The following is a 12,781-nucleotide window of genomic DNA, read 5'->3' on the forward strand; positions in this document are numbered from 1 at the left end:
ATGCTTTTTCCTTATTTATAAAGTGATTTTGCAGAGATAATCTGACGTAGATTACCTACTAATAATAGAAATAAAATGACGTTTCACTTAGTTATAATTTGACGTTTAACATGCAGGATTTTCAATGTTCTTTAATAGAGGTAAGTCGTGAGCGATAGCAGGCAAGCAAGTTAAATCCAGCATTACTAAATCGAACGTAATGAGATTAGCAAATGCAGTTCCTGTTCCAGTATCCCCATATGTATTAAAAGTATATTTATCGCCGTGTATATTTAAAGTAGGTGCATGTCTATTGTCAGTATATATTAATTTATTTAACGCATTCATTTCAATATTAATTTGGCCACACACTCCATCAAGAATGGATTCTTTTAATGTTGACAAGTTTTCTGCAGCTGTTTTTATAGATTCATCAATCCCCTGTTTTTTCGTGAAGTAACCATTTTCATCAGTTAGTTGCTTAATTTGGGTAGCTAAATCTATAACCTTATCAACAGCAAATTGAGGAGCATTTTTTATTGTCAATTTTCCATTAATCTCTTTATCTAAATCTTCAATTTCATTTCTAAGTTCGACAATTTGAGCTTTAATCTCTTTTTCTGTAAGTTTAAGTTCCTCTTTCAATATCTTAGTTATTGATGTGTGAAAAGCATCAACTTTTTTAATCTGTTCTATATTGAAATTAGGAAAATATGTAATTAACTGCCCCAATTCGTTCTTAATACTTATATTTTTATTTGCAATATTCGTTAATGTTCGATTTAAACGACTTTCACAAATATTAGCCTGTGTAATTAATCTACTTTTTTTTCTACGAAAAGCCAAGATTTCCTTTGAAACGAGAGCCTCAATATCCACTGAAACACTAATAATATTTTCTTTTAGTTTACTCAGCTCACCCTCCAATGCTTCAATTCTTTTTCTATTTTTTTTGAATAATGTCTTATTAATTTTTGGTAGCAGTTCGTTTTTTACGGCATCATCCAATAATTTTTTCTCATCTGTTAGCTTTTGGATTTGTTCCTCAAACTCTCTTAAGACCTTATATTTATTAAATGTTTTTAGTAGAGCCGTAATAGATTTCTTTGCTGTTTCCTTCTCAAAATATTGAATAGGTTTTCGTTCATTAAGATTTTCTTTTCCATATACCCTAAAATATCTACCAATCATACTACGAAAAGATAAACCTTCAAGTTCTGTACTATATTTTTCTTGAAGACGCTTTGTAAACTCACCAAGCATTATTGTATCTTGAACTTCGAATCTCTCATTGCATAAAGATACGAATTTATACTCTTTTGTAGATCTGCTAAAAAACATCTCACCATCATCAAACACAAATGAAAACTTAAACATATGTTGGCCTAAGTTATCTATTACATCATGATTCTTTTTTATGTAATCCTCTCCACCAAATGCAAAATCTATAATCATTAACATGGTAGATTTGCCAATTGAATTAGAAGCAATCTCATCGCCAATAATAGTATTTAGACCATTATGAAAAATAATTTCCTCTTGCACAAATTTATCACAGATTATCCGTTTTAACATATTTAAGCACCTTCAATTCCTCATCTATTTGGATTTTTTCAAGAGAAAACAACACATCTAATGTTAATATATATTGATTTATATCCTCGAAATTATCCTTAATTTTATTATATAAAATTTCTAAATGTTCATCACCTAAAATCAACATATCAAGAATATAAATCATTTTAGCTAAAATACTTTTATTGTAGGGAATTAGCTTATTAGGTAATATCATGAAAACACCTCACAATCTTGTATAAAATAAGCCACCACTATTTCACATGCTTTTTTTGAGTATGAACCCGTTTTTTCATCTAACCAATCAACCATAACATTATAAATATATTCTTGACTTTGATTTGTTTGCATACACTTACAGTAAAACACTTTTATTTGCGAAGCCACTGTATCGAATTTGTAAGGGATATTATTATCAATTTCTATAAAAAGTGCTTTAATATAATCATAGTAATCCACCACATCATTTTTTATAGTTCTTTTTATTATATATGGCAAAGTTCCATTCGTTTTTTCATCTATTCTGAGAGAATCATAACTAAGTTTAACTAATTCCTTCTCAGTAATTGGATTGTTTATTTTTTCTAACACTGTTCTGATATCATCCTCTACATTAAAAAGCTCATATATGCTTTTGGTTTGTGCATCCTGAATTAACTTTCGTTTTACTCTATACCATTTCTGGTATTCTTCTACAGTCCGAGGAGTATCGAATTTTTTATGACATTTTCGACAAGTTGCAATTACATTTTTTAAATCATTTACATCCGTACTTAATAGAAGCTCATTTTTTAATAATATTACTTCTTCTATCCGAGGATTTGCAGGGTAAATATGTGCAACTTCAAAAATTTTATATATAATTCCATTCTTCTTATGAGTTAAATTATCCCCGCAAATTGGACAGCGCCCTCTAACTTCACTATATAGCAACATCTTTTCATTCTCAGTAAATTTTCTTCTATTATCTTGCACATATATCACCCACTCACCTTTTCTTATTACGGTACTTCAATATTATTTTTTATATAAACATCTAAAACAACACCAGATATAACACACTATAATTATATACAACACCATCTCTAAACTACTATGTTTACATAATTCAACAAGTGTCCACAATTTTCCTTTAAAATATGTAGAAAAAAGTAAAAATCGTCTATATATTACACTTATTTTCAATAAACAAAACCCTGTAAAATAAAAAAGATAGCATAACCTTATTAAAAGTTATAATATCTTTTATAAAATAATATTTAAATTATATTCTTATTAGTTGAATACATTACTTGGCATGTTCTTTTATAAGCATGTCAATATTATTATTCTTTCGTTTTGATCTTGTATAACTTATGATATTCCTCAATCAAATTCTCATACGCTTTCGTTACTTGTTCAATATTGGGTTTATATTGTTCTAATTGTGATGAATTTTCTACTACCCACTTTGATAATTCATTTAATCCCATATTATCTTTTAACCATTGTATAAGCTTTGGTGTTTCAAGTTCAAAAGGGATAGTTTCGTTCATTAAGAAAGGAGATATAATATAACTATTTCCAATAATAAGTTCATTATTACCATCACTATCTTTTACTCTAGAATCATTAGGTACTTTGTCCACTGATAATACTTGACCATATGGATATATACAATATATTATATTTCTACACATAGAATAAGCAATTGAATTACCCATTAATGAATAAATAATTTTATTATATAACTTTTCATCCAGATTATTATTCATCTGGACAATATCATTGTTTTTTCGCCTAATTTTTATTACTTCCATATATTCTATATCATTAAAATCTGATTTTTCATCCTCATCATCAATATAATCTATACAAATATCCATATCTGGGGTAAATTTAAAGTGCACTATGGTTTCAACATTGAAGTATTTATTAAAATATTTTATATATGCAGCATCACTAGCAAAATTAATAACTTTAGCTGTTTTATTCAATTCTTTTATAATTTCACTCAATTTTATACACCGCTTATAAATATTCATGTAAATATGATCATCATAAAAACCTATACCTTCATTACTACTATTGCCATCACAATATTTTACTAAAAGAATGCTCTCCACACTAAAAATAATACTTTCATCTATTTTCTCAAGTGTTGTATTTCCATAAACTGTTGCACTAAATGCTTTAGCAACAACTCTCCCAATTAAGTCCTTATCAATACCAATATCTTTAATTAATGTATATGCTGACATAAAATATGCAATTGGTTTAATCTTAGCAGGGTATTTATCATTATTTTCTATAAAATTCATTATTATATTTCTGTTATCGTCAATTGAAAGACATTTCTCCCAAAATAGCATTAATGCATTTATAACATTTCTGTGCATTCCTTTTTTTAATTTAAATATAGCTTCATTTTTAAACTTTGTTCTTGCTATGTTTAAATATTTTTCTGTTTCTAAACTTAGAATATCCCATTTAAATTCAAAGCAATCAAGAAATGTACTTATGTAATCCCCTAATAAACCTGGACTTTGTACACCAATCCCCTTAAATAATATCCTTTTATAGTTGTATCTTTCTAATTTATCTCCTTGAAAAGTATGTATTTGAAAATATGAACCGGTAATCATATCTAGCAATGTAATAGCTATAAATGGTTTCTCAACATCTAATTTATATTCAATTAAATATTTAACCTTCTTAAACTCATCAAGTTTATAATTTTTAATCCAATAAAACTGCTGCTCTACTTTGTTTTCTCCATTATATAGTATTAAAAATAAACTATCCGATATTTTATCTGTAAAATATCGTTCCATATTACCAATAAATATACTACAATAGTCAATTTTAGGTATAAATGGATCGACTTCTGTATCATTTTCAACAATTGCTTTACAAACTTCTTCACCTATTTTAAATACAATTTTACTTCCCCTTTTTATGTTCTCATCAGGTTCTTCTAAAGTGATATATCCATTCTTTTTTCTAGAAACCGCTGTAACTCTTTTAGGGTTTTCACCATCTGACTTAGTATAAATTACTATTTCATCTGTAACCAGAAATAAAGATTGCACCCCCAAGCCAAATGCTCCAGTTGGTCTTAGCCAAAATGGCATCGTACCAATGATTTTAGCCTTCTCTCCATCTTTACCCCAGCTTTCTCCTACCTCTGTAAATCTAATTAAATCCTGCATCGTAAATCCACAACCTCTATCTTCAATCGAAAATGTAATTTCTGAAGTTTTTTTATCAAGATTGGTACATATCTTAATAGAATAATTATTCCATATAATTGATGGTATGTCATCTAACGTCTTAATGTCGATGTAATTTTTAATCTCATTCTCTTTCTCAAATATACTATCATATATTCCATTACAAATGTCCATCCACATCTGCATTTTAGATGCATCTAAAGCATTTTGAACTAATTCCCTTATAAAGACTAATTTAGTGTCATATATTGATGCTCCTTGTAATATATCAAAAGTTTTTTCAATAGATATCCCAAACCTAAGATCTGTTTGCTCACTTCTATCCTTTTTACCTTTTAGAAATAGACTTTGTTTGTTTAATCTAGGTGGTCCACCATAAAAATTTTTTTGAACAATTTGTGACCAATTAGTTGCTAAATTTTTTATTTCATCCTCTAACCAATCAATCCAAGACTTTGTTTCTCTATATATTTCTGTGGTATCACAATCTGCTACAATTTCAATTCCATCAGGATCAATTAAAAAGTGTCTTATGGATGAGTGTTTTCCCATATGTACTTGAGATATATTAGGAATTTTATAAATCATCTTTTGAAATACACTTGTAAATCGTCCATCATCCAAATCAAGTAAATCTCCCAGACGAATCATCATTGCTACAAATCTTGGATGTATTAGATCTGTACCTATCCCGTTAGCTTTATAATCTAATTCCATTACTTCTTTAAAATTTCTACCATGAAGAAAGGCTACCTGACCAATTAAATTTTTTATTCTATTTGGTACCGTTTGAAAAGCCGCTATACTAAGTCCATATTCTTCAAGAGTGTTCAATGCCTTTTTACTATATTCCCCATGACTTCTCCTAAAATACTCGGCTGCTATTAAAATAACATAATATCTCACTTTTAGTGGCCAGTCTAACTGGTTATCATTTTTCCCTTTTGATAATAAATATTTTGAAGCTTCAATATATTCCTCATCATAACTGTTATAACAGCCTTCTGCTGTTTGCTTCAAGAAATCTTGAAAATCTGGAGTATCCCATTTTTTATCTAATACCTCATTAACTAAAACCATTCCAGCATCATGTAAATATGCAGACATTAAGATTAACCAAGTATCTGTAGGACTTAGCTCTTTAATTCGCTCTATGCCTAATAACATCTCAATATTTTTAATAAGTTTTCTACTATGACTTTCATCATGATCACTATAATGTGGATAAAAATGTGAAACTGCATTAAGGACCTTTCCTATCGCTTTCTTATCTAATAACCAGGATGCATATATGTCAGCGTAATCTTGTGATATTTCTTTGAAAATTTCTAAATGCTGTTCTAATGTATAGTACATTTTATCAATCATTAAATCAATTCCCTCCTTCAAAATCAAATAATAAAAAGCTAATTTTCAAATAAAATACTATTTTTCTTTATTAATCAGTGTACCTAATGAAAATACCTACTTTTCATAAATTTCAATATATTTAGGTTCTTCTTGTGTCATTTGCTCTCTCAGTTCTTTATGTTCATCATGAAACACCCTGTTAAATCATGCAGCAATATTCTTTTTTATCTCTTTGTTATCCTTATAAATTAATCTATATCTATAGTTGAATTGTTTAAATTTTCTTTACATTTTTCATAATTAGCTTAATTAATATATAATCAATAACAAGTTCATAAAAAATAACAGTTACTTATTGCAATTATATATCTCATCTATATTCTTATAACTTTGAAAAGGAATAGGTACTGGAATCAATGCCGTTCTTAGCTCTAAATAATCATCTAATAACTCTTTTCCACATTCACTACATTTAGTATCATTTCGCTTCTTAAAAAATTCATTTATATATCCAAATATTGCATCTTCGGTTATCTCTGGTTGTACTTTTATCACCTCATAACTTCCACATTCACAATAAATAATAAATGTTACATAAGGACTAAATCCACACTCTGGGCACGCAATCCCATTTAACCCCCCATGATTTGCAATCATTGGATGACTACATTTCGGACATTGTTTTGCACCTCTTAGTAGACTAATTAGGAATTCTTTTATATAACTTTTTTTCCAACCACGCATTATAATTCTAATTGCTTTCCTTGCACCATATGCAATTTCTTGTTGTTTTTTAATCAATTCATTAGATCTTACATATCCATTTTGTTCTTTTTTATAACCAAGAGTGACAGATATTCCGTAGTACCAACTTGATTTACAAAATTCCTTTCCAATTATCTCTTCAATGTTTTTTTTGTAAATATTTCCTCTATTTCTACGTAATCTTGCGAATTTATTACCAAGGTTTTCATAAACTACATCTATTCTTCTCTCACCAAAATCTTTAATCCCATATGCCTTTCGCAGATATCTAGCAAAAATAGCTCTTGTATCTTCGTTATCTATCATAAGTGATCTTGTATCTATTTTTAATCTATCTAGCAATTTATCATATTTTATTGGGATCTCAAATCTATTCATTAACTCTTGCTTTATTTGTTTTTTACGTAGTTCACTCTCATATATATTCATGAGCATATTTTGGTATTGTTCAAGCTTCTCCGTAAAATTTCCACCTGTTATTTTTATGTTCTCAAATGCAGATATAATAAAATAACTCTCTTTTTCCTTTTCAATTTCTGCATTCATTCTAAAATTCTCTAAAATTTTTAATAATGTTTCTTTATTAACAGAAGTGCTTTTTACCTGGATAAAGATACGCACTGATTCATTAATAATTTCTAAATCATCATTGCACTCAAATTCTATACAATAATCTTTAATATTTCTCTTAAAGTCAAATAGTTTTGAGTCATCGCCAAGTAATTCCAAACTATATATTATAGCTACAGAGTCTTGATGATCTATCTTTGAATTAACACTACCGCCTGTTTTCTGATTAGAATAATATTCTCCCATCTTTAATCCTCCATGTTTCTATGTTATTAAACAAACCTTCTTTACTACTAATTAGCGTAATATGCAAGTATTATAAGTGATTATAAATCATTTATTCTATGCAACAACTTTTCTTCATTTAATTTAAATAATATCAATATTAATTTTCTTTTTATTAATTTTACTATTAATATAACTGTTCTTGTAGTATTATTTAATATCCATCGCATTCAGGCATCAAAACAAATTTTCTTTTAATTAATCCACTGACTACCCCTATGATGGTTACTAGCACTTTGAGGCTTTCCTTCAGACATTTAGTAAGTAAAAATTGGAATACCCGATCTATTCATATGTAACATTAGAATCAATTACTATTTCATAACATTCATTATTCGGAACAACCATCTTCGCTGGACTTAATTCTCTTATTATCTCAATTACCACTTCATTTGGATGATTATGCCTATTATATATACCAAATGGTACAACCCACGTGGAGCCATTATTTACATCTTCTAAAATTGAATAACACATATTATATACTGAACCATGATGTGGTACCTGAATAATTAAAATGTTATCCAAACCATTTTTAAAGTGTGTTGTTATCTCCTTATAACGGTAATTTAAATCTATATCTCCAAATAATAAAGTACCCGATATATTCTTTTGATATATAGTAGAAAATCTGTTAAAAGCATAATGTAACTCCCTACAATGTCTTTTAGATTGCTTTTGATACTTTTTATCTATAGTGCATATTCTTTTATGATTCACTGTAATGTAATTATCTACAATTAGATTTTTCCCAATTGGGGAATGATACATAACTACAGATGTATTATTAATGCTCTTCCATACCGTTTTATAACAATGTTTTAAAATATTCCTTTTATCTTTATCTATAATAATTTCAACAATCTTGCTAGTTGTACTAATGTCAATTTTATAACTATCTAACATAGTTATAAATCTATAAAGGTCTTCCTCACCACTACTGCAATTAAAAAACCTAAACATCCACAAATTCTTTAAGAAAATGTATCCATCATGCTTTCTAAACATAACTTTACTAATATCATTTATATCTTCGTTCTCCATCACAAATTCTTTTAATTCATTATCATTTTCTAATTTTATTATTAAGTTATCATCAAGATTATCAAGATTATCTAAATTACTAAAAATTACTTCATCCTCTGAAGCATCACCTTCGCCCAATAAAATTATGTTATTTACTTTTTTACCTATTAGATATTTAATTGGGTCAGCAATAAAATCATAATATTCTTCAGATTCTCTAGAAAACTTAGCTGCTAATGCTAATATACATATTGGTGTTAAATATGGCATAATGACTGTATCAACCTCTATGCTATCTAATAATTTCCCTAGTTGATTAACGTGGTCATTATCAAAATGTGATATTACTAATAAATTTAATTTACTTTTATTTCTTTTTATTTCATAACACAATTCCTCAATTGACCTTCTAATGTATTTTTGAGTACTTTCAGTTCCACAATCATATATAAAATAAAAATTAAAATCCTCATTAAAAATATGTCCTGAATAGAAAATACCTTGTCCTACATTATGAAATTTAGTATCACAATTAACATTTATACTCATTTTCATCCTCCTAAGCTTAAAATAGAGATTTATGGTTTAAAAAGTTTATATTCCCCACATAAATGTAAATCCGTCAATACCGCTACCCATTCTATTTACATAATTCTATAAGCCCCCATAATTCTCCTTCAAAATTTGTAGAAAAAAGTAAAAACCCCCGATATATTACACTTATATTATATATACTTTATTTTATTGAGTATTTATTTACCGTAAAATTAAATATTTATTTGATTACTTTTAATAATAATTTCTACTTCTTATATACTTATGTATTGATTGTTGTACTGTATTATTATGATGCCCCAAGTCAAATTACCACGAAAACTAATACAAACATTAAACCTAGTTCCAACCAAATGACTTTAAACATATTGACATTATTAAACACTTAAAAAATTCTATATCATAAGATATTTCTGCATATTTATTCATTAATTCATATCCCAGTACACTTCAAGTTGTATTTAATAAAAAAGCACCCATACTCTCAGTACAGGTATAGTTGTATTTATTACATTTTTTAGTCTACCATATTTCAACGTTTATATTGCTTTTCAGTACACCTTATAGTTGTATCTTTACTAGTAATAGTGTATTTTACCCCTCTGGATAGAACTCCAGAGGGGTTTATTTTTAACAATCTATTCTTACTAAAATAATTAACCACAAAAAAAGGTTTTTCAGGTAAAATGTCGAATATTAACACTGGTGAGATTATATATATGTTTTTAGTTTATTTAGAGAATATAATGTCATATTATGTAATTGCATGTTGATTTAAATCATAACAAAATAAATGCAGTCATAATTTTAGCAGAAAGATCTTAACAATATTTTTATAGTTTTAATTGGAGTAGTGGGAATATTAAATTCAGATAAGTTAAACGAAGGTTCTAATGCTATATATAGTACTAATCTAATAGCTATCAAGGATTTAACCGCCATTAAAGGGAATTTAAACGACATTAGTGTTAATACGCTTAGACTTATTTTGGAAAGAAACAGATCAAAATTATCTCTTCAACTAAAGAATATTAGTGATTTAAACAATGAAAACGCTATCTTACAAAAGCAATATGAGGGATTATACACAACACCTAAAGAGCGAAAAATTTATGATGGTTTTAAAAATGACTTAATAAAATATAAAGAACTCGAAACTAATCTAATTGAACTTGTTACCGCTAATAACTATACTGACGTGGTTAAACTTTATAATTCAGGTATGGGTCCAAAACAAACCTTAATGTTTCTTCAATTAGAAGAATGTATTCAAATAAATGATACATCAGCTCAACAGGCAAATTTAAATAATATCGAGCTATTTAATAAGACTAGAAATACAATTATACTTTTCACAGCTATTGCATTTATAAATTTGGACAAACCGGGAATGCGTTAAATTCAGCACAAGAAAACATTAAAAATCTAGTAAAAATAATTATAGAGAACTCACAGGATTTAAGTGCATCGTCAGAAGAACTTTCAGCCACAGTTCAAGAATTATCTTCAAAAGTTATAATTATAGAGGAAGCATCAGATGCTATCGCCACTGGGATGCAAGAGTCAAGTAGCACCTCTGCGGAGATATCTGCTTCTGTTCAAGAAGTTGATTCAACTATCAATGAGCTTTCTTCTAAAGCAATGGAAGGAAGTAATAATGCAAATCAGTTTAAAGAAAAGGCCACAGAAGTTAAACGTAATAGTCAATATGCTATCGATAAAACTAGACAAATGCATTAAATGCTGCCATAGAGGCAGCAAGAGCTGGCGAGAACGGTAAAGGATTCGCAGTGGTAGCAGACGAGGTAAGAAAACTTGCAGAGCAATCATCTCAAGCAGTATTAAATATTAAAGAAACTATTGTTAAAGTTCAGGCTGTATTTAAAAGCAGTATTGATACAGGCAGCGAAATATTAGAATTTATAAATACACAGATAAATGAACAGTTAAATGCTTATGGGGAAACAGGAAATCAGTATTATAATGATTCGAATTTCGTAAGTAATATGTCTGATGAAATTGCTGCTATGGCTGAGGAAATAACAGCAACGGTTGGTCAAGTAAGCCAAGCTGAGCTTTCACTAAAACTTAACGAAATGGTAAATAAATTTATAGTTTAAGAAAAACATTTAATTTGTTTATAAAATAATTAATTGCTTATATTGATGGACAAATTAAGTGGGCTTCAATAGATTGTGTTTAAACACAGAGAACCTTTATATGTGGTATAATATTTCCAATCAGTTAATTGTATTTGTATAACATGACGGACAAAATTCACAGAATTTATAAATTATTTTTAAAGGGGATGAATATATGACATCAAATCTTGAAAGTATAAGCATTTACGAACTAAAACCAAATATGATTTTGGCTGAAAATTTAATAGTAGACGGCACAACTTTAGTTGCTAAAGAAATTACATTGAATAGTTCAATTATAAAAAAGATAATAGAATTTTACCCATCAAACACTATACATGTTTATGCCAGTGGAGAAGAACTCGTAGCTCCTAGTTCACAAAATTCAAGAGAGCAGAGTTTAATTCAAACTGAAAACACATTAAATCGTTTTTCAAATAAGATAGATATATTTCTAAATAGCCTACAAAAGGATTCCGAACCAGATTTAACAGAAATAAAAATTATGTCTAAAGAAATTTTAGATAATCTTAATGATTATGGTTCAATTATAAAGAATATAACAAACTCAAAAAATATAGACGAATATCTTACTCGTCACTGTGTAAACGTTGCACTTTTAAGCTCACTGCTAGGAAAGTGGCTTAATTTACCTAAGAATGAATTAACAATGCTTACACATACTGCTTTTCTTAGTGATATAGGTAAAACTAAGGTTAACCCCACTATATTAAATAAACCATCTAAACTTACATACTCAGAATTTGATGAAGTTAAAAAGCATTCATTTTACGCTTACGACCTAATAAAAAATATTCCTTTATTAGATAGTTCCATAATTTCAGGTGTTCTTATGCATCATGAACGTTTAAATGGTTCAGGCTATCCTCTTGGTTTAAAAGAAGATAAGATTAGTACTTTTGCAAAAATAATAGCAATTACAGATATGTTTGATGCAATGACCTCTGATAGAGTTTATCGTAAAAAACAAAACCCTTTAAAAGTATTAGAGGTTTTGCAACATGATTGTATTGATTTATTAGATTATAATTATATAACTACCTTTGTTAGACATATGTCAAACTATTACACTGGTGAGATGGTAAAACTTAATAATGGTCTTATTGGAAAGATAATTAAAATAGACATAAATAATATATCTAAACCTCTTATATCTATTGATTCAAATTTTATAGATTTACAAGTGGAAAGAGATTTGTTTATTACAGAATTTCAACCATAATTAGGTACAACATACACACGTGTAAATTTAGCCACATACGGGATATTAATTCCAATACGTGGCTTTTTTATTTAGATTAT

At 27.9% G+C, this 12,781-nt stretch carries 8 protein-coding genes and 1 pseudogene; 3 read left to right on the forward strand and 6 right to left on the reverse strand.

All coding sequences use genetic code 11. The features are described 5' to 3' along the window. Positions 1–105 precede the first annotated feature (105 nt). From KPL55_RS04650 to KPL55_RS04675, 6 genes are all read right to left on the reverse strand, one after another. Positions 106–1,554: an AAA family ATPase gene (locus tag KPL55_RS04650; protein WP_216305549.1), complete on the reverse strand. Its 1,449-nt coding sequence runs from the start codon at positions 1,552–1,554 to the stop codon at positions 106–108. Then, positions 1,532–1,771, reverse strand: coding sequence for an ABC-three component system middle component 7 (locus KPL55_RS04655; protein WP_216305550.1), 240 nt, complete (start codon positions 1,769–1,771; stop codon positions 1,532–1,534). The genes KPL55_RS04650 and KPL55_RS04655 overlap by 23 nt, the downstream gene beginning before the upstream one ends. Next, the gene (locus KPL55_RS04660) at positions 1,768–2,529 is read right to left on the reverse strand and encodes an ABC-three component system protein (protein ID WP_216305551.1); all 762 of its coding nucleotides are present in this window, start codon (positions 2,527–2,529) and stop codon (positions 1,768–1,770) included. Before KPL55_RS04660 ends, KPL55_RS04655 begins: the two co-directional genes overlap by 4 nt. A 350-nt stretch (positions 2,530–2,879) precedes the next feature. Continuing rightward, positions 2,880–6,134 carry an HD domain-containing protein gene (locus KPL55_RS04665; RefSeq protein WP_216305552.1) on the reverse strand — a complete coding sequence of 1,085 codons (3,255 nt, stop codon included), beginning with the start codon at positions 6,132–6,134 and terminating at the stop codon, positions 2,880–2,882. A 330-nt stretch (positions 6,135–6,464) separates the two neighbouring features. Further along, on the reverse strand, positions 6,465–7,697 hold the full coding sequence (locus KPL55_RS04670) for a hypothetical protein (protein WP_216305553.1): 1,233 nt from the start codon (positions 7,695–7,697) through the stop codon (positions 6,465–6,467). Positions 7,698–8,021: 324 nt separating this feature from the next. Further along, on the reverse strand, positions 8,022–9,311 hold the full coding sequence (locus KPL55_RS04675) for a ComEC/Rec2 family competence protein (RefSeq protein WP_216305554.1): 1,290 nt from the start codon (positions 9,309–9,311) through the stop codon (positions 8,022–8,024). A gap of 859 nt (positions 9,312–10,170) precedes the next feature. Between KPL55_RS04675 and KPL55_RS26915 the strand changes: the two genes are divergently transcribed. From KPL55_RS26915 to KPL55_RS04690, 3 genes and pseudogenes are all read left to right on the forward strand, one after another. Then, positions 10,171–10,716 (forward strand): MCP four helix bundle domain-containing protein, encoded by a 546-nt coding sequence (locus tag KPL55_RS26915; RefSeq protein ID WP_216305555.1) that lies wholly within the window; start codon positions 10,171–10,173, stop codon positions 10,714–10,716. After that, positions 10,692–11,437: pseudogene (locus KPL55_RS26920) on the forward strand (methyl-accepting chemotaxis protein); the annotation flags it as partial. The gene KPL55_RS26915 and the pseudogene KPL55_RS26920, both read left to right, overlap by 25 nt. Before the next feature lie 196 nt (positions 11,438–11,633). Continuing rightward, a complete protein-coding gene (locus KPL55_RS04690) occupies positions 11,634–12,701 on the forward strand; it encodes an HD-GYP domain-containing protein (RefSeq protein WP_216305556.1) in 1,068 nt (355 codons plus the stop codon). Positions 12,702–12,781 lie beyond the last annotated feature (80 nt).

Source organism: Clostridium lacusfryxellense (assembly GCF_018861735.1).
Lineage (GTDB): Bacteria > Bacillota > Clostridia > Clostridiales > Clostridiaceae > Clostridium_AD > Clostridium_AD lacusfryxellense.